Origin of the sequence: Bacteroides xylanisolvens (genome assembly GCF_018289135.1) — a bacterium.
Lineage (GTDB): Bacteria > Bacteroidota > Bacteroidia > Bacteroidales > Bacteroidaceae > Bacteroides > Bacteroides xylanisolvens.
In genome coordinates, this window is record NZ_CP072216.1 from 5,336,672 (window position 1) to 5,361,149 (window position 24,478).

Sequence of the window (24,478 nt, forward strand, 5' to 3'; positions counted from 1 at the left end):
TTAATTTATCCGCTTCGATACTCTTTGAATTGCAAGAACTTTTATAGGGGTATAATTTGCATCTCAAAAAAAAGTGTATGAAAATTGAAACAGAACGTCTTGTAATCAGAGACTTTCAAAAGAGAGACGTTGTTGGACTTTTGGAATATCTTTCAAATCCTCGTGTGAATTGCTTTGCCGCCGACCGCCTTTGTTCTGAAGAGGCGGCATTCGTATATATGCAGTATTCCCAAAAAGATATGCAACGCTATGCAGTGAGTTTGAAAAAGGAGGACTTTATAATCGGTGATGTTTTCGTTTTGCGTGAAAATGAAGATACTTACAATGTGGGCTGGCATTTCAACAAACGTTTTGAGGGCAAAGGATTAGCTCGTGAAGCGGTTATCGGATTGTTGGATTATCTTTTTCGGGAGGCGGGTGCACGGCGTATCTATGGATTTGTGGAAGATGACAATATTCGCTCCAAACGCTTATGCGAACGCCTTGGTATGCGCCGCGAAGGATGCTTCAAGGAATTTGTGACATTTATAAACAATCCTAACGGCACCCCGAAATATGAAGATACCCGTGTTTATTCCATTCTAAAAAAAGAATGGAATTCAATCAGTGCTAAATCAATTACGAATAATTAAGAACAAGAAAAGAATATGAACAAGCGATTCATTATCATTAATTTCGCCGCATTTGCCGTCATGCTGTTTCTGTCGACTGGATGCAAGCAGGACGGTAAGCAGGATGCGGTACCGAGTTATCGGGTCATAACAGTATCGTCCATGCCGGTGGAAATATCCGAATCTTATTCCGCCACTATCCGCGGGCGACAAGATGTGGATATCATGCCGCAAATATCCGGCCGCATCACGCGTCTATGCGTGAAGGAGGGCACACGGGTGACGACAGGGCAAGTACTGGCAGTGATAGACCAAACACCCTATCTGGCAGCCTTACGCACAGCTTTGGCTAATGTCAGCGCAGCACGGGCAAAAGCGGAAACGGCACGAATCGAACTGCAAGGTAAGCAAGCCTTGTTTGATGAGAAGGTAATATCCGAATACGACCTTTCTCTTGCCCGAAACCAACTAGCTGTGGCACTTGCCGAACTCCAACAGGCCGAGGCGCAGGAAGCGGATGCACGAAACAACCTCTCTTATACTGAAATCAAAAGTCCGAGTAACGGCGTGGTAGGCACATTGCCCTACCGCATCGGTGCGCTTGTCAGTCCCAACATGGAGCAGCCTTTCACGGTCGTGTCCGACAATGCGGAGATGTATGCCTACTTCTCCGTGTCGGAAAACATGCTGCGACACCTATCCACTCGCTACGGCTCGATTGACAGCCTGATAGCCAAGATGCCGGAAGTGAGCCTGCAACTCAACGACGGTAGTCTGTACAAAGCGAAGGGACGCATCGAGACCGTAAGCGGTGTGGTGGACCCTGCGACCGGAGCGGTGCAGATCAAAGCCCTGTTCCCCAATCCCGAACGCGAACTGCTGAGCGGCAGCATCGGCAACATCGTCCTTCGGAACCCCCAAACGGATGCCATCACCATTCCCATGACCGCCACCGTGGAACTGCAAGACAAAATCATCGCCTACCGACTGAAAAACGGACGGGCGGAAGCTGCCTATCTCACGGTGGACCGCCTGAACGATGGCAACCGGTTTATCGTAAAAGAAGGTCTCTCGGTCGGCGACACCCTCATCGCCGAAGGCGTGGGACTGGTGAGAGAAGGCATGAGCATAACCCCTAAAGACGAAACGAAATGAAGCTACGATTTTTTATAGACCGCCCGGTGTTCTCGGGCGTTATCTCGGTGGTGATTGTGCTGTTGGGCGTCATCGCCATGTTCTCCCTGCCGGTGGAGCAATATCCCGACATCGCCCCGCCCACCATCAATGTATGGGCATCCTATCCCGGAGCCAACGCCGAAACCGTGCAGAAAGCCGTGATAGTGCCGCTGGAAGAAGCCATCAACGGCGTGGAAGACATGACCTATATGACCTCCACGGCATCGAACACGGGAGACGCCTCCATCAACATCTACTTCAAGCAAGGAGCCAATGCCGACATGGCAGCCGTGAACGTGCAGAACCGTGTGAACGCCGCATTGAGCCAGCTTCCGGCAGAAGCCACCAAGACCGGTGTCACCACCGAAAAGCAGCAGAATGCCGAGCTGCTGACCTTTGCCCTCTACTCGCCCGATGACCGCTTCGACCAGACGTTTCTGAACAACTACATGAAAATCAATGTCGAACCGCGACTGAAGCGCATCAGCGGCGTGGGAAAGGCGCAACTGTTCGGCTCCAATTACAGCATGCGCCTCTGGCTGAAGCCCGACCGTATGGCGCAATACGGGCTCATACCCGACGACATATCCGCCGTACTCGCGCGGCAGAACATCGAAGCCGCCACCGGCTCCTTCGGTGCCAATCACCCCACGGCCAACGAATACACAATGAAGTACCGCGGACGCTTGTCCGGTGCCGATGAGTTTGGCGAACTGGTAGTCAAGTCCTTGCCGGGTGGCAACGTGCTTCGGCTGAAAGAGGTTGCCGATGTGGAGCTGGGCGATGAATACTACAACTACTCCTCCCAAGTGAACGGCCATCCGGCAGCCATGATGATGATAAACCAGAAGGCAGGGTCCAATGCGTCGAGCACCATCAACGAGATTCACGAAGTGCTCCACGAACTGGACCGTGACCTGCCCGAAGGAGCGGAATTCGTAGTGCTTACCGACACCAACAAGTTTCTGTATGCCTCCATCCGCTCGGTCATCCGCACCTTGCTGGAGGCGATACTGCTGGTTATCGTAGTGGTATATGTATTCTTGCAGGACATCAAGTCAACGCTTATTCCTGCCATATCCATCTTCGTTTCCATCATCGGCACGTTCGCCGTGATGTCCATGATAGGCTTTTCCATCAACCTGCTCACCCTGTTTGCGCTTGTGCTTGCCATCGGCACCGTGGTCGACGATGCCATCGTGGTGGTGGAAGCGGTGCAGGCGAAGTTTGATGAGGGCTACCAGTCGGCGGTGCTTGCGGCCGATGATGCCATGAAAGACGTTTCATCGGCCATTCTGACCTCTACCATCATCTTTATGGCAGTGTTCTTTCCCGTTGCCATGATGGGCGGCACTTCGGGAGCCTTCTATGCGCAGTTCGGCATCACGATGGCGGTTGCCGTGGGCATCTCGGCCATCAATGCCTTCACCCTCTCACCGGCACTTTGCGCCCTGTTGCTGAAGCCCTATATCGACGAGCACGGCAATACAAAGGACAACTTTGCAGCCCGTTTCCGAAAGGCGTTCAATGCCGTTTTCTACCGTCTGAGCCGACGCTATGTGCGTGGAGTGATGTTCATCCTCCACCGCCGGTGGCTGATGTGGAGCTCTATAGCAGTGTCCTTTGTATTGCTGGTGCTGCTGGTCAACGCCACCAAGACGGGCCTTATCCCCGAAGAAGACACCGGAACGGTCATGGTGAGCATGAATACGAAGCCCGGCACGTCAATGGCGCAGACCGTCAAGGTGATGGAGCGCATCAACAGCCGCCTCGACAGTATCGGCGAGATAGAATACAACGGTGCGGTTGCCGGCTTCTCTTTCAGCGGTTCCGGTCCGTCGCAGGCCATGTATTTCGTGACACTCAAAGACTGGGAACAGCGTGAGGGAGAGGGGCAGTCGGTCAACGACGTCATCGGAAAAATCTATGCCGCCACCTCCGACATCCCTGATGCCACGGTGTTTGCCATGTCGCCCCCAATGATAGCCGGATATGGCATGGGGAACGGCTTTGAGCTCTACTTGCAGGACAAGGCAGGCGGAGACATTACCGCTTTCAAGAAAGAGGCGGACAAGTTTGTCGAGGCCTTGTCGCAGCGGCCCGAAATAGGCGAAGTCTATTCCTCCTTTGCCACAGACTATCCGCAATACTGGGTGGATATCGACGCCGCCAAATGCGAGCAGTCGGGAGTGTCGCCCGCAGAGGTGCTTTCCACCCTGTCGGGCTATTATACCGGACAATATGTTTCCGACTTCAATCGCTTCTCCAAGCTCTACCACGTCACCATGCAGGCTCCGGCGGAATACCGTGTGAATGCAGAGTCCATTCATCATATCTATGTACGCACCTCTGATGGCGGCATGGCACCGTTGAGCCGGTTCGTGCGTCTGACCAAGACCAACGGTCCGTCAGACCTCACCCGCTTCAACCTGTTCAATGCCATCTCCATCAATGGGTCTCCGGCCCGGGGTTACAGTTCGGGGCAGGTGCTCGAAGCCATCAGTGAGACGGCACGCAAGGTTCTCCCGGCAAATTACACCTACGAGTTTGGCGGCATCTCGCGCGAGGAGAGCAAGACAACCAACAATGCCACGCTGATATTCCTGCTCTGTATGGTCCTGGTCTATATGATTCTGTGTGCCTTGTACGAAAGCGTGTTTATTCCCTTTGCGGTTCTGCTGGCAGTGCCTTGCGGGTTGATGGGCAGTTTCCTGTTCGCATGGCTCTTCGGTCTGGAGAACAACATCTACATGCAGACCGGTCTGATTATGATTATCGGCCTGCTTGCCAAGACCGCCATCCTGCTTACCGAATATGCAGGCAAGCGGCGGTCGGAAGGCATGACACTGGCACAAGCGGCATACAGTGCGGCAAAAGTCCGTCTGCGCCCCATCCTGATGACCGTGTTGTCTATGGTGTTCGGCCTTATCCCGCTGATGCTGGCTCACGGAGTGGGTGCCAACGGTAGCCGTTCGCTTGCCACAGGTGTAATCGGCGGAATGATTGTAGGTACATTGGCTCTGTTGTTCCTCGTGCCTTCATTGTTCATCGTCTTCCAATATATCCAAGAACGTATTAAGCATAATTAAATGAAAAAGACAGCAATATATATCATATTGTCAGGATGGATGCTTACCGGCTGTGGCACGTACAGCCGGTATCATCGCCCCGACCTCTCGATGGAGAATCTGTATAGCACCCTTCCGGCAGACGCCGATACCACCACTCTGGCCTCCCTGTCGTGGCGGGAAATGTTTACCGACCCTAAACTTCAGTCCTTGATTGAAACAGGACTTGACCGAAACACAGACCTCAATGTGGCACGGCTACGGGTGGAAGCGGCAGCCTCCGCCTTGCTGACAGCTAAACTCTCCTATCTACCCTCACTCGGACTGAATGCCGAAGGTAATGCCGGCAAGCACGATGGAGCAACGGCAAAGACATATAATGCAGGAGCGACAGCAAGCTGGGAACTGGACATCTTCGGCAACCTCACAGCTGCAAAACGTGGTGCCGCTGCCGCCTTGCAAGGAAGCCGTGATTACCGGCAAGCCGTACAGACTCAGCTTGTCGCCACTATTGCCGACAGTTACTATACCCTTGCCATGCTCGACGCGCAAATGGCAATAAGCCACCGCACCCTTGAAAACTGGCAGACTACCGTGCGCACTCTCGAAGCATTGAAAAAAGCCGGACAGTCAAACGAAGCCGGTGTATTGCAGGCAAAAGCGAACGTGATGCAGCTCGAATCGTCCCTATTATCCATCCGCAAGAGCATCTCCGAAACAGAAAACGCCTTGTTTGCAATACTTGCCATGCCGTCACACTCAATAGCACGAAGTAATCTGGTCGAAGCAGCTTTCCCCGATACCGTCTCTATCGGAGTCCCCTTGCAGTTACTTTCCAACCGTCCCGATGTGCGTCAGGCAGAAATGGAACTGGCGCAGGCGTTCTACACAACCAATGCGGCACGTGCCGCATTCTACCCCCATATCACCCTTTCGGGAACACTTGGATGGACCAATAACGGTGGCGGTATAATCACCAATCCCGGACAATGGTTGCTCAATGCCATCGGTTCCCTGACACAGCCCTTGTTCAATCGAGGCGCAAACATCGCCAACCTGAAGACTGCCCAAATCCGCCAGGAAGAAGCGAAGTTACTGTTCCAACACTCTTTGTTGAACGCAGGCAAAGAGGTAAACGATGCTTTGACCGCATGGCAGACTGCGAAATCGCAACTTGAAATCAATGCTCGGCAGGTGGAAACATTATGCGATGCCGTGCGGAAAACAGAATCACTGATGCGTCATTCCAATATTACCTATCTGGAAGTATTGACCGCCCAGCAATCTCTCCTTGAAGCGGAAGTGCAACAGCTGCAAACTCGTTTTGAACGCATACAAAGTGTAATCAAACTTTATCACGCGTTGGGAGGAGGACGATTTTAATTCGTAAGAGAATAGATGGAATTTGTACGTAAGGCAATAGCATTAAGTCACACTTTCATAATTCTAATAGTAGTAGCCATTGCATTTACTTGTCATAATGAATGGCAGGAAGTGGAAGCATTGGAGGTTGGCAACCGGCATATAGATGAATTCAGGAAGGAGGTAAACCGTATTCATATCCAACTGATAGAGTTTTCGCTATTAGGAGAAACTGCATTGGATTGGGACGAAACGGATTTGGAGAATTACCATGCCCAACGCATTGCATTGGACAGCACATTGTGCCTGTTCAATGAAACTCATGTAATTGGACGTATTGACAGTGTGCGCAGTCTTTTGGAAGATAAGGAACGGCAGATGTTTCAGATTGTTCGGTTAATAGACGAACAACAATCCATCAACAAGAAGATTGCCAGTCAAGTACCTCTCATTGTTCAGACAAGTATGCAGGAACAGCCCAAGAAACCGAAACGAAAAGGGTTCTTGGGCATATTCGGCAAAAAAGAGGAAACGAAGCCGCCGACAACAACAACTACGCTTCGTTCACCCAATAGAAGCATGGTCAGTGAACAGAAAGAGCAAAGCCGTCGATTGTCGGAACAAGCCGACAGTCTTGCCGCCCGCAATGCAGATCTTAACAGGCAGTTGAAGGGGCTAATCTGTCAAATAGAAAATAAGGTACAAGCCGACCTGCAAGGGCGGGAAGACGAAATAGTTGCCATGCGTGGAAAGTCATTTATGCAGGTAGGCGGTTTAATGGGATTCGTCCTTCTGCTGTTGTTAATTTCCTACATCATCATACACCGTGATGCAAAGAGTATCAAACAATACAAGCGCAAGACAACGGATTTGATAGGGCAACTGGAACAATCCGTACAACGGAACGAGGCACTGATAGCATCAAGGAAGAAAGCGGTACATACCATCACCCACGAACTGCGCACACCACTAACGGCAATAACAGGTTATACTGAGCTGTTACAGAAAGAGTGCAGCAAGGAGAACAATGTGAATTTTCTTCAAAGCATACAACAATCTTCCGACCGTATGCGGGATATGCTTAACACCCTGCTGGACTTCTTCCGCTTGGACAACGGCAAGGAGCAGCCCAAACTGTTGCCCTGCCGCATCTCCACAATCACGCATACCCTTGAAACGGAGTTCATGCCCGTCGCCATGAACAAGGGGCTTTCCTTGACCGTAAAGAACGGAAACGATGCGGTTGTACTGACCGACAAGGAGCGAATCATCCAAATTGGAAACAATCTGCTGTCAAATGCCATCAAGTTCACGGAGAAAGGCGGTGTGTCGCTGACTATCGATTATACCAACGGAGTGCTGACACTGATTTTCGAGGATACAGGCACAGGCATGACAGAAGATGAACAGCAACGTGTATTTGGGGCATTTGAACGCCTCTCAAACGCCGCCGCAAAAGACGGTTTCGGACTTGGACTTGCCATCGTGCATAACATAGTGGCGATGCTTGACGGCAAAATCCATTTGGAAAGCGAGAAAGGGAAAGGAAGTCGTTTCACAGTGGAAATACCCATGCAGAAAGCCGAAGAAATACCGGAAAAAGAGATACAGACTTATATCCACCGGGAGGAGAGAAACCTCAATGTTGTCGCCATCGACAATGATGAGGTGCTGCTCCTGATGTTGAAAGAGATGTATGCACAGGAGGGAATACATTGCGACACTTGCACCGATGCGGCGGAACTGATGGAAATGATACGCCGAAAAGAATACAACTTGTTGCTGACGGACTTGAATATGCCCGGCATAAACGGCTTCGAGCTGCTGGAACTGCTCCGATCGTCCAATGTTGGCAATTCACAGACAATCCCCGTGGTCGTGGCAACCGCTTCGGGCAGTTGCGATGCGGAGGAACTTTTGGAACGAGGCTTTGCCGGATGCCTGTTCAAACCATTCTCCATATCGGAACTGCTGGAAATTTCCGACAAGTGCGCCATTAAAGCGACACAGGACGGTAAACCGGATTTTTCCGCCTTGTTGTCCTACGGCAATGAAGTTGTCATGCTGGAAAAACTGATAACGGAAACCGAGAAAGAAATGCAGGCGGTACGGGATGCGGCAATGCGAAACGATCTGCAAGAACTTGATGCCTTGACACACCACTTACGCAGTTCGTGGGAGATACTCCGTGCCGACCAGCCGCTGAAGGTGCTTTATGGTGTGCTTCATGGAAAGGATAAGTCCGATAACGAGGCGTTAAGTAATTCCGTGACCACCGTGTTGGATAAAGGAGCGGAGATTATACAGTTGGCAAAGGAGGAAAGGAGAAAATACGAAAATGGATAAGACAAGAATAATCGTGGTGGAGGATAACATCGTGTATTGCGAATATGTCTGCAATCTGCTGGCACGGGAGGGATACAGTACCGTGAAGGCTTACCACCTGTCAACAGCGAAGAAACATCTGCAACAGGCAACGGATGATGATATAGTAGTTTCTGACCTGCGCCTAAACGATGGCAACGGAATAGACCTGCTGCGCTGGATGCGCAAGGAGGGAAAGATGCAGCCGTTCATCATAATGACCGACTACGCCGAAGTGCATACGGCAGTCGAAAGCATGAAACTCGGTTCGATAGACTATATTCCGAAGAAACTGATAGAGGACAAACTCGTCCCCCTTATCCGCTCCATACAGAAAGAGCGTCAGTCGAGACACAGCCGGATGCCCGTTTTCGCCCGTGAAGGTTCCGCCTTTCAGAAAATCATGCACAGGATAAAGTTGGTAGCCGTCACCGACATGAGCGTGATGATATTCGGAGAGAACGGCACAGGCAAGGAGCATATCGCCCACCATCTGCACGACAAGAGCAAACGGGCTGGCAAGCCCTTCGTGGCGGTGGACTGCGGTTCGCTATCCAGAGAACTTGCGCCGTCGGCTTTCTTCGGACACGTCAAAGGCGCGTTCACGGGTGCGGACAGCACCAAGAAAGGATATTTCCATGAGGCGGAAGGAGGCACGCTGTTTCTTGACGAGGTGGGCAACCTTGCGTTGGAGACCCAGCAGATGTTGCTCCGTGCCATACAGGAGAGGCGGTATCGCCCGGTCGGTGACAAATCGGACAAGAGTTTCAACGTCCGCATCATCGCCGCCACCAACGAGGATCTGGAGGCGGCAGTGAGCGAAAAGCGTTTCCGGCAGGATTTACTCTACCGTCTGCAAGACTTCGTGATAACCGTGCCGCCCTTGCGTGACTGTCAGGAGGACATCATGCCGTTGGCGGAGTTCTTCCGCGAGATAGCCAACAAGGAACTGGAGTGCAATGTGAGCGGTTTCAGTTCCGAAGCCCGTAAAGCGTTGCTGACCCACGCATGGCCGGGCAACGTGCGGGAGCTTCGGCAGAAAATCATGGGAGCCGTGTTGCAGGCTCAGGAAGGTGTGGTCACGAAAGAGCATCTTGAACTTGCCGTGACGAAACCGACCTCACCTGTCAGCTTCGCCCTGCGCAATGATGCGGAGGATAAGGAGCGGATAATGCGTGCGTTAAAGCAGACAAACGGCAACCGGAGTGCCGCCGCCGAACTGTTGGGAATAAGCAGAGCTACACTATACAGTAAACTTGAAGAGTATGGACTTAAATATAAATTCAAGCAATCATAACTGATAATCAGACACTGTTTCACTGAGTGTGCCTGAGCAAAAGCTCTAAAAGAAACAGTATCTTATTCGGTTAATGAAAGAGAAAGTCTGATTCTGATTATATATCGACCAAGAACCCAAAGAATACTTTCGGCATTTAAGCTCCTTTATTGTGGTCACCGGAAGTTTAGTCATAAATATACCGTTTTATCATATTTTCAAAATTTCTTTTAAACTCTTGTACTTCGATAGGAATCGAACGTAAAAAGGGATTAAAAACCTTATTACCATTTCGTCCCCAATATTCCAACTGACCATTAAACCATTTTTTTGCATCTTGACGCCCCAACTCACCTCCTGCATTTATTTGTTCCATAGTATAGTCTCGGAAACATAATTGTTTGGTATATCCATTTGCTATATTGCCCCATAATGGATCTGCATCAGAGAGATTATACAAATAGGATGCCAGCAGTCTTTCAGGAGAGTTGTTCCCTGGCAATATTAAAATGTTATCTGCATTTTTTATTTTCTTAAGATACGCCCTATTCATCCTAACATCTCCATCCAATATGATGATAGAATATGGGTGTTTAAATGCAGGTATGTTTTTATTTACAAGTTCAGTTAAGGTTGAACACGGCAGAGTTACATCTACAAAATCTAATATAGATGCTTTAGTCTTTAAAATAGCTTTAACGAATAATATATTTTCATTATCCTCTGTATATACAGTAATTTTGTTTTTCTTACGTTTTTTTCCTTCTGCAACAACATTCAAATCCAATTTAATACCTTTAAAATCTACATTTTGTTTGATTGTTATCTTGTCATCGACTTTCTTTAGATAAAGAATCTTTACCTACTTAGCTGTTTCTTCTTGTTTACTTACTTCTTGAACTAAATCGTCCATAACCTTAAGAAGAGACATTGAATGAGTAGTAAATAAAATTTGCAAATTAAGTTTAGACGCATATTTGCGCAAAATCTTTAATAGCTCAACTTGAGACGCTGGATACATTGTAGCATCCATCTCATCAATGGCAAGAATTCCACCTTTATATTGTTGGGGATATTTGTCATGCAATCTTTTAAAAGAAAATAATGCCAAGATAATTTTGCCCAGATTATCTTGTCCCATAGAGTTTTGATTCCAATCGTATAATTCAGTGGATACGCCTATAGATTGCTTATTTTTTGAGGTTATTGTTGTTGCAGAAGAAATGGGAGTTTGTACTATTAGAATTTTATTGTGTAATTGTTTAAACTCACTTAGTTCCTCTGGAGTTAATAATGTGTCATCAGTTATAATCTTGGCCTCCTCTGCCATAGGAACTAACCGCTTTAAACTTAAAAAGATTGTGGGAAAGGAGATATATCCATCCCCTTCTTGCCTTGCTCCTTTCTTCCAAAATCGCACATTAGGGTCTCCAGTACGTTTGATGCTTTCGACAGTAAAGTCATCTACTCCTATATCAAAAGAAATGGTCCATTCATGACCTTTAGGTCTATCAAAAATGGGCGATAATCTAAACTTATCTTTGAATGCAGAAATATAGCTACCACCACACAAAGGTTTTTCCGCTCTCATTGGATCCTCAGGCTTAAGAGTGAAGGTTTGTGTTACAATACCCAGTAATGTTGACTTTTGAGTTCCGTTTTGTCCTGCAATTGCTGTTAATTGAGAGCCTACTTCAAAGTCTTCATTTTGGAAGCCTCGAAACCTTTCGATATGAATGTGAGTTATTTTCACTTTGTTGAATGATTAAATAATTTGTGTTTGGGAATAACTATATCGTCACAAAATATCATTATTTCTTCACCTTTTCCTGAGTTACTCGCACTATAATTCAATTCAAAACATTGTTGCCTATATTTTGAATATAGGTTGGTTATGAATGGCACATTATCATAAGAGACAATCCACTTACAATTTACTATTGCACCTATAGCATTTGCGATGTTTTGATGGTCTGTGTCATTATAGTAGTTCAGATAAAGCCCTTTTCCTTTTATATAGTATGGCGGGTCTAAATATAATAGAGTATTGTAAGGTAATTCATCTTTTAATCGTTGCACTAAAGTAACAGCATCGTCATTTGTTAGATGAATTCTCTCCGCGTAGTCTGCTATACGTTGAATCCTTTTTATCAAATCTTCTTTGTTAAACCTCGCATCAATCTTGTAATTTCCAGTTTGGTCGTATCCACCTATGATTCCAGCTTTTAAAATTCCTGAACGATTTGTTCTATTTAGGAAGAAAGTGGAAAACCCTAAATTTAATAAATCAACATTTCTATTTTCTTTATTCTGCTGAAACTCTTTTTGCTTAAACCATGTTTCGACATTTATGGGAGTATCCTTAATTAATTGGCAAAGAGCATCCGTGTTATTAAGAACACTATACCAAAAGGCATAAATAGATATGTCTTTATCGTTTATATATATATCACTAACATATTCATTAAAGAGCAAGGATAAAGCAACAGAACCACCTCCTACATATGGCTCAACATAAGTACCATCAAGCAATGCATTTTCTTTGATTAAACACTGTACGAAATCAGCGACTTTTGCCTTTCCACCGGGATATCTTAAAGGTGATAAAAACTCCATAATGTCATTCTTTATTTATAGATTCCCATAATTGGATAAAAAAACTTTCTATGTTGTCCCATCCTATAATCAAATTGTCTGCTTTAGGATAGAAAAACTCATTATGAACATATGCATTCAAGGATTCAATGGATAGGACTGAATTTTTATCATTTATTTCAGACCTTATACCTTTAGATAAATCATTACTCATTGTTCCTAATTGGGTCATATGATTTAATACTTTACAAACTTTCCCGTTCAAATCCTCTTTGGAAGAACACGCAGTTATAGCATTGTTTTTTACCAAATCATATCTTTCCAAATAAGCATCAACTGACAATTCTAAAAACACTCTCAGCAGTACAGAAGATGCATTAGGACATGTTTTAACTTGGATATGTTTTAACTCCTCAAAAATTTTATTGATTTTGGGGTTGTTGATATGCAAAATCAAAGTCTTGGGCACTAAGCCAGCTCTGTTTCTAGCTTTCTGATTATTAGCCTTTTTTATTTCTCTGCGTTCACTATTTATTAATACCTGCCCTTTATTGTCTACAATATCTTGAACACTCCATTGTTCAGACGCTTCATTAGATAGGTCTGGCTTTTGGTTCGTGTCAAAATTGTCAATATATTGCTTCCTTTTTTCTCTATTATAGATTTCTGAAACTTTGAATTCTGGATTAAGAATATCCGTAACAACTTTTATAAGCCCCTTGACGACTTCTGACACTTCAACCTTTGAAACTAAAGTTCCATTGTTAATTCCCAAACCAAGGTGTTCTCTAACATAAGGGTCTGACATCAAACGTTGCAGGTTGGTAATATTTAGTTTGGATAACGAATCCTTAATCGTATCAGAAACATTATCTTGTGATTTCAATAAAGTGATAATTTGCAATGGAATCGATGATTTTCCTTCTGTCTTCTCCTCGAATCTTTGCTTTTGTTGAGCATTCCAAGTAACTGTACCGATACCATTCAGCTCTCCCGAGTGTTTACGTTTTATCCAAATATCAGCTTCCGTTGGGTTTTCAAAAACAGCGCAAGCAATATTCTTCAATTCAGAAATAGCATTAGGATTTTCTTTTTGCAATTTCTGAAATTTTTTTCTGATTATCCGTTTATGCACCTGTTATATTCGCAATTACTAGTCTGTCAAAGAGTTTGTCTCCAAAATACCGTCTGTTTAATTTGTAAATAAACTCGTTGAGATACAACTGTAAGTATTTCCTTTTGATTTTATGGTAGTTGCCCAGCAATGTCCGTTTTGCATTACTGATTGCGATATGCACCCATTTGAGTGTTTCCTTGGTGGTTTTGGCGTCTGATTTCTCGGTGACGTGCAATTCCACCAGATCGGAGATGTCAACGTAAGAAGTGCTTTTGTCCGAAAATACGATGGCATCATCCTCCATGCAGTCCCTGACCACGCCGTTGATTCCTTCACTTTGATGGCTATCCAGTACCCTGGCCTTGAAATAACGCACATGCTTCTCCTTTTTGCCCGTTTCGATATCTTCCAACGGGGTGCTTTCGGCCATCACCGCAACGTTCTGCTTTCCCTCGGCTCCCCGGCCACGTGTACCCTTGCCTCGCTCGATTTCCTTACTGGCCACCGAAAAGTAACCCTCATCCAGTTCTATCATCCCTTCCAGTGTATACCTTGCATCCCGGTTGCCCATCGCCCTGCGGAGTTTGTGTACCATCGCCCATACCGGTTCGTAACGCTTCAATCCTAATTGCTTCTGGAGTTCGTTGGTGGAGAATCCCTTTTTTGTGCAACTCATCAGGAACATCGTTTTGTACCACACCAGAAACGGCAGCTTGGAGCTCTCCATGATCGTACCGCTGCGCAACGAGGTGCGGAAACGGCAACCTTTGCATTCATAACTCCATTTACCCTGTAACCAATAATGGGAAGTGCCCCCGCATCGCTTGCAGACAACCCCTTCCTTATCACGCTGCTCCTTGAAATGCAAACGACAATCTTCCTCCGAACCGAAATGAGCCGTAAAACTGAATATGTTCATAATCCCTGCTTTTTGAGCGCTAATATACTAAAAATATTAGGTGTGTTTGCGGAGAATCAGAAATTTTTTCCTTAAAGAAATGTACTTGTCATCAATTAATGTTGGATTGTTTAATAATTTTAATGATGTTATTCTCCTATTACCTTCGAGTACTATATATTTGTTGTTATCTTCGTTAGGCGTTACAATGATTAAATCGACTGGACTAAGACCATTAGTTACAATATCGTCTACAAGAGAATATAATTTATCCCCTTGGTCCTCTACCATCTTGTCTATCGCTTCCTTTTGTGAAGACAGAGGCTCAAATCTATAATTTTCAGTATTGACAAATAGTGATGTCAATTTTATTGTTTTTACAACCATGGTAACACTCATACTTATTAAAGTACAAAATTACTCATTTTTAGTGAAGTTAGCAGTAATTGAGCAATAAAAATATATGGAATTCACTTTTTGTAGGCTAAAACCTATTATAATCCAATTATAATGCCTATCTTTGTAATGCTAAAAGGCGTTCTTTTGAATTACTGCAAAACGAAGTGGAATACAGATTTTCGCTGGTTTCTAAATCGTTACCTGTCAAACTGGGATATTTTGTAAGCTATTGATTTTTAAGAAAAAAGAAAATACACTATGGCTTGCAACGTGATACGTAACTCTGTCTTCTACTCCGGCGAGTTTGGCTACTTTTTTGAGATAACGGTTCATGATCTGATTGCTGACATATGGGAATAGCGGCTGGTTCTTTTTGCCGCCTTTGTGGTAGGTGTCATATCTATTGATAATTTCCAATGCAGGTTCTAGTAATGGCAATGATACACGGACACCTGTTTTGACCCGTTTGTAATGCAGCCACAGGCTTTTGTCTATGCCGATAACGATGTTCTTTTGCGTTAATCGTGTCATATCTTCGTATGAGACTCCGGTATACACGGCAAAAATGAACAAGTCTCTGACAATGCCCAGATTAGGAGGTAGTATTACAGTGGAAAGTCGTTTTACGGCTTCTTCGTCCAGTTCGTTGATGTCGGTTTTTTCTTTATGTGCTTTGAGTGCTTTTACCGGATTTCGATTTATCCATTCGTTATTGAAAGCCATTTCCATGACTTTTTTGAAGCGTTCCATGTGCTTCAATGCTCCGTTAATATCGCATCGTTTCATGTTGTCCTGTCGCAAATAACCTTGCAGATAGGCGAAAAACTCATTGACAAAAGCTGCGTCGATGATACTTATATCGTAGTCGGCCACTTTGTGTTTGATTCGCACGTAGCTTAGTAGATATTTCAAGGTAACTCCGTATTGGTAGCATGTTGACTGGGAGAGTTTTTTCCCTTCCATAATCATGTGATATTCGAACAGCGTTTTAATGGTAGAATATTCGTTATCCTCTGATTGGAACATGAGTTTAAAGTTCTCGATGTTGAGGGGATAGTTCTTTTGCCGGAGCTTGTTACAGGTTTCTTCAATTTGCAGTTTTAAATCTTCGATATACCTGTTTGTTTCCTTGTCTACAGCTGTTTTTCCGAGTGACTTTTGGGCGACTGCCGACCATGAAGCGGGGGAGATATGACAATTCGTCGGAATTTCGTATCTTTGCCCCATGATTGTAACTCTGCAGAACAGAGGTGACAGACTTTCATTTGTTCGACTTTTCCGTAGCCAAAACAGAACGTTGAAAGTTTTTTTTCTTTCCATACTTGATTTTTTTTGGTGAATCCTACTTTGAATCCAAAAAATCAAGATAAAAAAAGGAATCCTGTCACCGAGAATGGCACCGAATTGTTGTTAGCATTTTTCGGATGACCAGCGAAGAGGACACAAAAAAGCCCCTAAAATGTCCGTTTTAGGGGCTTTTTAACTGTAAATACAGTGTAGTTTGTGCGGCTGATAGGACTCGAACCTACACGTCTCACGACACCAGATCCTAAGTCTGGCGCGGCTACCAATTACGCCACAGCCGCATGCGTAGCTTTTTTGTTTAGCGGTGCAAAGATAGGAAGATTTTCTGATTTGGCAAATAATTCGGCAATAAAGTTATTCACTTAAGATTTCGAGTGCTTTTTCAATCAGTGGATCTTTCTTTTGTGATTCTATGTCACCCTGCTCTATCCCTTCTTCCAGAATCTTATCCATATTTACATATACATCAGGTTTTATTCCATCCTCCAATGACTTTCCATACTTATCAAAGTGGGGGCTGGCTGAGAAGCGGACGCTCCAACCATTGGGTAATTCTGATGAAAATGGTAGTCCTGATCCACCACCAGTCTGGTCACCCAGCTGGATGATTCTTTTATCTTCGTTATCATTGTTTAAGCTGCGCATTATGTTAACAAAATCATTTGTGGCACTATAACATCGACGATTGGTTAGTATCACGACCTTTTTTTGCCAACGAATACTGTTGGAGGGTTCTAAATAAATGGGTTCCATCTCTGAGAAATCATTGTGTCCCGGACCTGTCTTATGTTGGATATATCCTGTTAGTGCCAGTTTATCAGTGAACCGGGCAGCTATGCGTGAAGAATTGGTCAGATTACCTCCTCCGTTATCACGGACATCGATAATTAATCCATTGCAGATTTGTAAATAGTAAAGGACCTCATCCAAATTGCCATCTCCAACTCCGGCACTGAAACTTTCATAACGTATGTATCCTATGTTATTGTCGAATATTTTATATTTAAGACCGGCGGATGTGCGGTAGCCTGAATTGGCACTACCCAGATAATAGTTATAAAGAATATCTTCTCTATAATTCCAGGGGTAGCCCTGATACCATGCATCGTAATAAGAAATACGACTGGCAGAAGATAGATTGACATGCCCGTCTTTCAAGATATAAAGCATTTGGCTTAGGATGTCGAACAGGTCATCATTGGACATCGACGGAATAATCAGTTTGCTATATTCGTCATGAACAGCATCCCAGTCAATACCTTTCGTATCCAGGAAACAATACTGTTCGTCAATGATCTTCCATAGTTGTTCGAAATTACCTCTGGGATCATTGGCGTAGTCATCTTCCCCAATGCAACCAGTCAGCACCGGAAGGCAGCAGAGCAGCCAAAGTATTTGTCTAATCTTATTTCTCATCATTAATTGATCTCTCACTTGAAGTTTCAACATTAAATTTTGTTCTCTTAGTAAGCTCTAACCGATGAAGGAAGAGCAGTTCCTTTCTTATTTCGGATACGGTATAGGTCTTTCACAAATCCTACCATGAATACGTGGGAGTAGGTATGTGTCTTGATATTGTTAACGTTGGATTGCTGCAAATCAGCCAGGTAGCTGAAGCGCATTTTGGTATATCCTATCGGCAGGTCGACGGAGAGCATCTGTCGCAACGAAGGTTGATTGTGCAGGGAGGTAAATTTTATTACTCCACTCGAATTTCCCAAAGAGAATATCTCGTAATAAGATTGTCCGTAGTGGGGAGAGAACATCACTCCCATAACCGGCAGATTGACCTGATAACGAAGCACCATCGGATACCGTTTGATTTTCAGGTGCCAAATAGCCATTCCGGAGGCATCCAGATTGACGTATGCTCGTGCGGATGCCGGATTGTTGGTGTTCCGGAGATTATAGACAAAGCCTCCGTTGACATCTATCAATCCTCCGGCTAATAATTTGAAATTATCTGTCAGGCGGAACTGGTAATGTAATCCATAGTTCCAGTTGACTAATCCGGAGAAAGTGTTATTGTTATCGGCCCGGTTGTGCGTATAGCTGATGTTTGCCTGAAAGAAGTTCTGCACAGATACATTTCCATCAAACAACTTGGTCATCCGAATCAATTCACGGGAAACACGGAAGTCGATTCCTTTGTATTCCTGTGGTGAAAGATAGGTGTCGAAAACGTTAGTAAGTCCGACGCCATACATGGTGGCACGTGTTACATACCGATGGGCTTGCAGACTGTCGGTCTGCGCTTGTAATCTTGTGCTAAGGGCGAACAGGATGCAACCTGTCAGCCCCAGGTATATTAGTTTTTTCTTCATCAGAATAATTTCATCTGCCCGGTGATTTCATCAATAATGTCGCCTTCGCTCTTGCCGCTGTCCGGGTCCAGATTTTCCGGCTCCTCTTCAGGAACTTCCTGTTGTTCTTGTGAGGGTTCGGGGAAGCGAGTTGGTTCAAGCTCATTGATCGTCTCCACTGCATAGGTAGTGATACGTTTTCCCTTGGCTTTGAAACCTTTGACAGCAATGAATTCATCCGCATCGATATTCAACGGATCACGGAAATTGTCGTGTCCGCCAAATATGACTTCCAGACGAGGATAGTACTCGTCGGTCAGCAGGATCAGACGGTTGTTCTTATTTTCTCCCAAGTAGTTCTGTTTACGGTTGGAGGCCTCAAAACAGAAACGTTTCAGATACGGATAATTCTGTTGGTCGGCATCGTAAAGCGCGGCAGTCCATATCTTGTTAGGATCAAATTTCTCCACGATGCTTACATTATCTTCATAGTGGTTGCTCAAGTCGAAGTTGGTAGTATAGAAATCACCGTTGTTCAGAACAATCAATATGCTGTCGTCGCTTTGGAATTCACCCAGATATTCACCTCGTCCGTCATAGTTGAGGCGGAGTATGTCACGGTCAAACCATACTTTACGTCCACCGAGCGTAGAACCTCCTTTTTGTTTCAAGGATATCTTATGTACCGGCAAGCGGGTAAGAATCACACCTCGTGCCTGACGTCCCTTGATGCTGACCTCACTGAAATCATGCTCGAAGATGATACGGCGTACACGCGGATTCGGTTTCAATGTCACCTTGATGATTTCGGCTTCTCCGTTCGGATTAGCACTGAAATAGGTAATCCGTGATTCGGGAGTTCCCAGTGTGACATCATATTCGCGGTCGCGAACTACAGAGGTAACGGCGAAACGTTTTACGTATGTCGTTCCTTCTTTTCCATCGCGGTAAGCTATATTGTAGATCGTACGTTTATCGTTCTTCTTGAATACATTGACATAGAGAACGTTTTTGCCGACGAATTTCTTGTCGGCAACAGGAGTAACGATATACTTACCGTCGCGGAAGAAGATAATGACATCATCGATATCCGAACAACATGCAACGAACTCGTCTTTTTTCAAGGCTGTTCCGATAAATCCTTCTTCGCGGTTGATATAAAGTTTCTCGTTTGCTTCTACTACTTTGGCAGCTTCGATGGTGTCGAAGTTACGCAGTTCTGTACGGCGCGGGAAGTTCTTGCCGTATTTGTTTTTCAACATCTGATACCAGTTGACGGTATAATCTACGATGTGAGCCAGATGATTATCAATCTCGGCCACTTCTTCTTTCATCCTGGCAATCAGTTCATCCGCTTTGTCCGAATTGAATTTCAGAATACGTCCCATTTTGATTTCCATCAGTTTGAGAATATCCTCTTTGGTGACTTCACGGATAAATTTCGGATAATAAGGCGTCAGGCGTTCGTCAATATGAGCACAAGCTGCGTCCATATCTTTGGATTGTTCGAACTCTTTGTCCTTGTAGATGCGTTCTTCGATAAATATCTTTTCGAGCGAAGCAAAGTGCAACGCTTCCAGTATTTCGTTTTTCTTGATTTCCAGTTCCTGCTTTAGCAAATCCAGCGTGTTGTCTGCCGACTTTCTCAAGACTTTGCTGACAGTGAGGAAATGAGGTTTGCTGTCGTCAATCACGCAGCAGTTGGGTGAGATACTTACTTCGCAATCGGTGAATGCGTACAATGCATCGATTGTTTTGTCCGATGATGTACCTGGTGCCAGATGCACTAATATTTCTACGTTGGCAGCTGTGTTGTCATCTACCTTGCGAATTTTGATTTTTCCTTTATCAACTGCTTTCAGGATAGAGTCGATCACTGTTGAAGTGGTTTTCCCATAAGGGATCTCTGTAATTGCAAGCGTTTTGTTATCAATCTTGTTGATCTTGGCACGTACTTTCACTGCTCCGCCACGTTCTCCGTCGTTGTATTTGGCTACATCGATCGATCCGCCTGTCTGGAAATCGGGATACAGTTGGAATTCTTCCCCATGCAGATAGCTGATGGAAGCATCGCAAAGTTCGTTGAAGTTATGCGGCAATATCTTGGAAGAAAGTCCAACGGCGATACCTTCCACTCCCTGCGCCAGTAATAACGGGAATTTCACAGGAAGAGTGACTGGTTCTTTATTTCGTCCGTCGTATGACAATTTCCATTCGGTAGTTTTGGGATTGAAGACAACATCCAGCGCAAACTTGGATAAACGTGCCTCGATATAACGGGGAGCAGCCGCACCGTCTCCGGTGAGAATATTACCCCAGTTACCCTGACAGTCAATCAACAGGTCTTTCTGTCCCAACTGTACTAGGGCATCCCCGATAGAAGCATCCCCATGCGGGTGGAACTGCATGGTGTGTCCCACAATATTTGCCACTTTGTTATACCGCCCGTCATCCAGACGTTTCATAGAATGCAGGATACGACGTTGCACAGGCTTTAAACCGTCATTGATGTGAGGTACGGCACGTTCCAGAATAACGTATGAAGCATAGTCCAGAAACCAATTCTGGTACATGCCTGTTAACTGATGTTTTACGCTTTCGTCCCGCGCGTCCGCTGGTTTGTAGTCTGAATGTTCTTCCGTTATCTCGTTGATTTCGTCACTCATATATCAATCTTCGCTTTGCTTTAACAACAAATTATCTTCCTGAACATCAAAAAAGGGGATGTCCACGCAAAAATACGAAATAAATTCATATGAGGACGAAAAGAACTCACGTTTTTTATGATACTGACAGTTCTGTTAATCCTTTGATCTCACATTCCACACCAATAAAGCGAAAAAAACGGAAAGTAATGCTGCTCCGATCCAAAAAATATTGATGTAAGAAAAATCATAGATTTCTTTACCATCAACGATGCTTTTGTGCCCTTCAATGAGAACTCCGCTCATTATATCTTGTATACCTGCTCCGATGTAACTGGCAATGCCTACAATACCTAACGCTGCACCAGAAGCGTTCCGGGGAGCAATGTCGACAGCCATTAATCCACCCAAAAAACAGAGAAGTACTCCGATAGCGGTTCCGAATAGTACCATGGATAATGCGTCTATCCAGAAGTGGACGCCCGGGACTAGTAGAAACAGGCATAGTGCTGCTACATTCATCAAACCGAAGATAAGCGCAGGAGCATTTCTACGTCCATTGAAAAACTTGTCGGAGATTACCCCGGAAAACATCGTACCAATAATTCCACAAACCGAACTGATGGAGATGATAAAACTGGCATCTAACGTAGAATACCCTTTCTGGGCTTCCAGATAAAAGACTCCCCAACTGTTCACTGCATATCGGCTGACATACATCAACGCACTTGCGATGGCAAGTATCCAAATTGCCGGCATCATTAACGCCTGTTTTTGTGCCTTGTTGAAGTCAGCTTTATCATCGGTTTCATCTTTTATTTGTGGATGATTAACTGCTGACAGTCCTTCACTTTCGGGAGAGTCGTGGAAAAAGTTCCAGACAATTAAAACTCCGATTATTCCAATACTACCGGCTCCTATGAAACCATATCTCCACCCTAAAACGCTCACAATGGAAGCGACAATGATGAAAGTCATAGCCTCTCCGATATTGTGACTTGCCGACCAAAAACCGTAGAACGACCCTCGTTTCTTGTCCTCAAACCAACGGGATAGTCCGACTACACAGGAAGCTGCTCCCATTGACTGAAACCAGCCGCTGATTCCCCATAGTACGGCAAATAGAATAAAAGAATGAGTGAACCCTAAACATAAGTTAGCCAAAGCGGTAATCAGTAATCCGGTGGACATGAAGCGTCTGATATTACTGCGGTCTGCTAGAAATCCATTGGTGAATTTTCCGATGGCATATGTGAAAAACAGCACGGCACCAATGATACCGAGTTCGGTTTCTGAAAATATACCTTCTTCGACAATCGGCTTTTTTACTACATTCAGACTAAGTCGGCAAACGTAATAAATACCGTATCCGGCAGTTGCGGAAAAAAAGGTTGCCCATTGTAGCTTTTTGAGCTTCTTCTTGTTCTCTTTAAGAACTGGTGCAGGAGTACTGATTTGATAGAATTTGATAAGTTGTTTTAACATGGTAATTAGTGTTTGTTGCTTTAAAAAAAAGCAATAGTGATAGTAAGGTGTATCGGGGATTACCGATACACCTTACTGATAAAAATATAAATTGTGGATTAATTAGTAACTTAAGCCGTCTTCCCAACCCGGATTTTGGGTCAGAATGCCTTGTGTCAATACGCGTTGATCGGCAGGAATTGGCCATAAATAGTCTCTTTCCTCTTTCCAGTCATTGCCATAAGTAACTTTAGGAAATCCGATAATATAGCCGGATGTACCATTGGAGAGGTAAATATCCTTATCCAGTTTCTTTTTATTATCACATTGCGAAGTAGCTGTGGTTTCGTAGATTTCCAAATCAGGTTTTCCGTCTCCATCCATGTCATACGTTCCTACTCCAGGAATATAGATGCCGTAGTAAGGAATGTACTGATTGAACATTTGTTTTCCTTCTTTCCATCGGAACAAATCCCATTGTCTCAAGCCTTCCATAACTAATTCAATGGTACGTTCGCGACGTATTTCGAGAATGACTCCTTTGTTCGCTCCCTGCTCAACGTTCGGATAGCAGGTACCCAAATACGGATCAGGATTGTTGTTGGCGTCTGTAAGAATCAAATCCGGCATTTTTGCCCGTTCACGAATTTTATTGATAGAGATATCCAGATCTTCTTGTTTAAGAGTTCCTAATTCTGCTTTAGCCTCGGCATAATTCAGGTACACTTCTGCGGCTCGCATCAGTGGCCAGTCGGAGGTACTTTTGGCGGCTCCGTCATGGTCTTTCGTTCCTACGAATTTGATAGGTCTGTATCCGCAGTAGGCAGTTAAATCATTAGCAGTAACGGTGGTTTCTCCTTTCTGGATATAGTTCGGGCAAAGTACAGTTTGTTGTAAGCGTGGATCACGGTCTTTTACCTCTTCCGTATAGAACATAGTTTCATATCCTTGTTTATCTGTGAAACGCGTTCCGTCAGTCATCAGGTAGTGATTCATAAACCGGCGGGTGAAGCCCATCTGCAGATTGGCGATGCTGAATTGTACGGAATGTGATAATTGTAGACCTTCGAAGTTATAAGCTCTTGCCAGTACAACTTCTGTTGTTTTGGCATTGTCCGCACAGAACATATCTCTGTAAGGTTCTGTTCCTTCTTTATACAGACTGAAGCCGCTTTCATCAATAAACTGCTTGGCAGTGCTTGCTGCAATTTCCAGATATTTCTCATAATTGTCCAGTCCGTGGTATTTCCGATAAGTTCCTTCATAGAGTGCAGCTTGACTGGCAAATGCCAGTGCTGCCCATTTAGTGACTCTTGTATTCCGAGTGTCTGTGCTTTTAGTTGGTAAGCTGGTGGCGGCATCTTCGAAATCTTTGAGGACCCGATCCATCACAAATTCGCGTGAATCTCTGGCTTTAGCCAGTAATTCCTGATCTTCCGAACCTAATACCTGATCATACCAGGGCACGTCTCCATAACGACGTACCTTTACGAAATAGAAATAAGCTCTGAAGAACTGTGCCACACCGTTATATTGGCTGCGGGCGGTTTCATCATCACAATTGGAGGAATGTTGCAGAAAATAATTGATGTGACGGAGTTTGCTCCATGACCATCCGGTTTCGCTAGCAGCCGAACGGGTACCTTCAATCACCTGTCCCATGCCTTTGTCAATCATATCGTCTGCATTTGTACCGGCTGAAGCGTCCGGTTCATCCAGCAAAGTATAAAATTGATTGGTCCATAACTCCAGGTCGGATTTATTTTGAAAGTAATTCTCCGGTGTCACTGCATTTTCCGGTAGGAGTGTCAGGTCGCAACTACTGAACAGGGTTGTCACCATTCCCAGGATAATTATTTTGTTGATAGCTTTCATACTATATCTGATTAATCATT

The 24,478-nt window shown here is 44.9% G+C and carries 16 protein-coding genes, 1 tRNA gene and 2 pseudogenes; 6 read left to right on the forward strand and 13 right to left on the reverse strand.

Annotation, left to right across the window (positions count from 1 at the left end; all coding sequences use genetic code 11):
• The first annotated feature begins 77 nt into the window (after window positions 1-77).
• Genes INE92_RS22135 through INE92_RS22160 form a run of 6 tightly spaced genes read left to right on the forward strand, consistent with a single transcriptional unit; the run spans window position 78 to window position 9,878 of the window.
• Window positions 78-632 carry a GNAT family N-acetyltransferase gene (locus INE92_RS22135; protein ID WP_004312627.1) on the forward strand — a complete coding sequence of 185 codons (555 nt, stop codon included), beginning with the start codon at window positions 78-80 and terminating at the stop codon, window positions 630-632.
• A gap of 15 nt (window positions 633-647) precedes the next feature.
• Window positions 648-1,766 carry an efflux RND transporter periplasmic adaptor subunit gene (locus tag INE92_RS22140; RefSeq protein WP_004312628.1) on the forward strand — a complete coding sequence of 373 codons (1,119 nt, stop codon included), beginning with the start codon at window positions 648-650 and terminating at the stop codon, window positions 1,764-1,766.
• Window positions 1,763-4,876 carry an efflux RND transporter permease subunit gene (locus INE92_RS22145; RefSeq protein ID WP_005822092.1) on the forward strand — a complete coding sequence of 1,038 codons (3,114 nt, stop codon included), beginning with the start codon at window positions 1,763-1,765 and terminating at the stop codon, window positions 4,874-4,876. Before INE92_RS22140 ends, INE92_RS22145 begins: the two co-directional genes overlap by 4 nt.
• Window positions 4,877-6,238, forward strand: a complete 1,362-nt coding sequence (locus INE92_RS22150; protein ID WP_004312631.1) for an efflux transporter outer membrane subunit — start codon at window positions 4,877-4,879, stop codon at window positions 6,236-6,238.
• A 15-nt stretch (window positions 6,239-6,253) separates the two neighbouring features.
• On the forward strand, window positions 6,254-8,563 hold the full coding sequence (locus INE92_RS22155; RefSeq protein ID WP_004312632.1) for an ATP-binding protein: 2,310 nt from the start codon (window positions 6,254-6,256) through the stop codon (window positions 8,561-8,563).
• On the forward strand, window positions 8,556-9,878 hold the full coding sequence (locus INE92_RS22160; RefSeq protein WP_004312633.1) for a sigma-54-dependent transcriptional regulator: 1,323 nt from the start codon (window positions 8,556-8,558) through the stop codon (window positions 9,876-9,878). The genes INE92_RS22155 and INE92_RS22160 overlap by 8 nt, the downstream gene beginning before the upstream one ends.
• A 166-nt stretch (window positions 9,879-10,044) precedes the next feature.
• Here INE92_RS22160 and INE92_RS22165 read toward each other — a convergent pair whose 3' ends face one another.
• The 13 genes and pseudogenes from INE92_RS22165 to INE92_RS22225 form a co-directional block, all read right to left on the reverse strand.
• Window positions 10,045-10,644: a hypothetical protein gene (locus INE92_RS22165; RefSeq protein ID WP_008640975.1), complete on the reverse strand. Its 600-nt coding sequence runs from the start codon at window positions 10,642-10,644 to the stop codon at window positions 10,045-10,047.
• A gap of 75 nt (window positions 10,645-10,719) precedes the next feature.
• Window positions 10,720-11,610, reverse strand: coding sequence for an AAA family ATPase (locus INE92_RS22170; protein WP_004312636.1), 891 nt, complete (start codon window positions 11,608-11,610; stop codon window positions 10,720-10,722).
• The gene (locus tag INE92_RS22175) at window positions 11,607-12,473 is read right to left on the reverse strand and encodes a DNA adenine methylase (RefSeq protein WP_004312637.1); all 867 of its coding nucleotides are present in this window, start codon (window positions 12,471-12,473) and stop codon (window positions 11,607-11,609) included. The genes INE92_RS22170 and INE92_RS22175 overlap by 4 nt, the downstream gene beginning before the upstream one ends.
• Before the next feature lie 4 nt (window positions 12,474-12,477).
• A pseudogene (locus INE92_RS22180) lies at window positions 12,478-13,572 on the reverse strand (hypothetical protein); the annotation flags it as partial.
• Window positions 13,573-13,579: 7 nt separating this feature from the next.
• The gene (locus tag INE92_RS22185; protein WP_005807145.1) at window positions 13,580-14,488 is read right to left on the reverse strand and encodes an IS1595-like element ISBbi1 family transposase; all 909 of its coding nucleotides are present in this window, start codon (window positions 14,486-14,488) and stop codon (window positions 13,580-13,582) included.
• Window positions 14,489-14,533: 45 nt separating this feature from the next.
• Window positions 14,534-14,854 (reverse strand): annotated as a pseudogene (locus INE92_RS22190) (ParB N-terminal domain-containing protein); the annotation flags it as partial.
• A 216-nt stretch (window positions 14,855-15,070) separates the two neighbouring features.
• Complete coding sequence (locus tag INE92_RS22195; protein ID WP_008997313.1) at window positions 15,071-16,186, reverse strand: site-specific integrase; 1,116 nt, start codon at window positions 16,184-16,186, stop codon at window positions 15,071-15,073.
• Window positions 16,187-16,370: 184 nt separating this feature from the next.
• Window positions 16,371-16,452, reverse strand: a tRNA-Leu gene (locus tag INE92_RS22200).
• 73 nt (window positions 16,453-16,525) lie between these two features.
• Entirely contained in the window at window positions 16,526-17,587 is a 1,062-nt protein-coding gene (locus INE92_RS22205) for a S41 family peptidase (protein ID WP_134993245.1), read from the reverse strand.
• A 47-nt stretch (window positions 17,588-17,634) separates the two neighbouring features.
• Window positions 17,635-18,495, reverse strand: a complete 861-nt coding sequence (locus tag INE92_RS22210) for a DUF3316 domain-containing protein (protein WP_015532223.1) — start codon at window positions 18,493-18,495, stop codon at window positions 17,635-17,637.
• On the reverse strand, window positions 18,495-21,140 hold the full coding sequence (locus INE92_RS22215; protein WP_015532224.1) for a DNA gyrase/topoisomerase IV subunit A: 2,646 nt from the start codon (window positions 21,138-21,140) through the stop codon (window positions 18,495-18,497). The genes INE92_RS22210 and INE92_RS22215 overlap by 1 nt, the downstream gene beginning before the upstream one ends.
• Window positions 21,141-21,275: 135 nt before the next feature.
• Window positions 21,276-22,604: an MFS transporter gene (locus INE92_RS22220; protein ID WP_004312643.1), complete on the reverse strand. Its 1,329-nt coding sequence runs from the start codon at window positions 22,602-22,604 to the stop codon at window positions 21,276-21,278.
• Between the two features lie 102 nt (window positions 22,605-22,706).
• Window positions 22,707-24,458, reverse strand: coding sequence for a RagB/SusD family nutrient uptake outer membrane protein (locus tag INE92_RS22225; RefSeq protein WP_004312644.1), 1,752 nt, complete (start codon window positions 24,456-24,458; stop codon window positions 22,707-22,709).
• Between the last annotated feature and the right edge of the window lie 20 nt (window positions 24,459-24,478).

What these genes read in the sequence shown, in the direction of transcription:
- INE92_RS22145 (WP_005822092.1), top strand. Translation starts at nt 1,763, where the DNA reads ATGAAGCTACGATTTTTTATAGACCGCCCGGTGTTCTCGGGCGTTATC.
- INE92_RS22150 (WP_004312631.1), top strand. Translation starts at nt 4,877, where the DNA reads ATGAAAAAGACAGCAATATATATCATATTGTCAGGATGGATGCTTACC.
- INE92_RS22195 (WP_008997313.1), bottom strand. Translation starts at nt 16,186, where the DNA reads ATGGAAAGAAAAAAAACTTTCAACGTTCTGTTTTGGCTACGGAAAAGT.
- INE92_RS22155 (WP_004312632.1), top strand. Translation starts at nt 6,254, where the DNA reads ATGGAATTTGTACGTAAGGCAATAGCATTAAGTCACACTTTCATAATT.
- INE92_RS22215 (WP_015532224.1), bottom strand. Translation starts at nt 21,140, where the DNA reads ATGAGTGACGAAATCAACGAGATAACGGAAGAACATTCAGACTACAAA.
- INE92_RS22210 (WP_015532223.1), bottom strand. Translation starts at nt 18,495, where the DNA reads ATGAAGAAAAAACTAATATACCTGGGGCTGACAGGTTGCATCCTGTTC.
- INE92_RS22185 (WP_005807145.1), bottom strand. Translation starts at nt 14,488, where the DNA reads ATGAACATATTCAGTTTTACGGCTCATTTCGGTTCGGAGGAAGATTGT.
- INE92_RS22140 (WP_004312628.1), top strand. Translation starts at nt 648, where the DNA reads ATGAACAAGCGATTCATTATCATTAATTTCGCCGCATTTGCCGTCATG.
- INE92_RS22175 (WP_004312637.1), bottom strand. Translation starts at nt 12,473, where the DNA reads ATGGAGTTTTTATCACCTTTAAGATATCCCGGTGGAAAGGCAAAAGTC.
- INE92_RS22220 (WP_004312643.1), bottom strand. Translation starts at nt 22,604, where the DNA reads ATGTTAAAACAACTTATCAAATTCTATCAAATCAGTACTCCTGCACCA.
- INE92_RS22160 (WP_004312633.1), top strand. Translation starts at nt 8,556, where the DNA reads ATGGATAAGACAAGAATAATCGTGGTGGAGGATAACATCGTGTATTGC.
- INE92_RS22205 (WP_134993245.1), bottom strand. Translation starts at nt 17,587, where the DNA reads ATGAGAAATAAGATTAGACAAATACTTTGGCTGCTCTGCTGCCTTCCG.
- INE92_RS22225 (WP_004312644.1), bottom strand. Translation starts at nt 24,458, where the DNA reads ATGAAAGCTATCAACAAAATAATTATCCTGGGAATGGTGACAACCCTG.
- INE92_RS22135 (WP_004312627.1), top strand. Translation starts at nt 78, where the DNA reads ATGAAAATTGAAACAGAACGTCTTGTAATCAGAGACTTTCAAAAGAGA.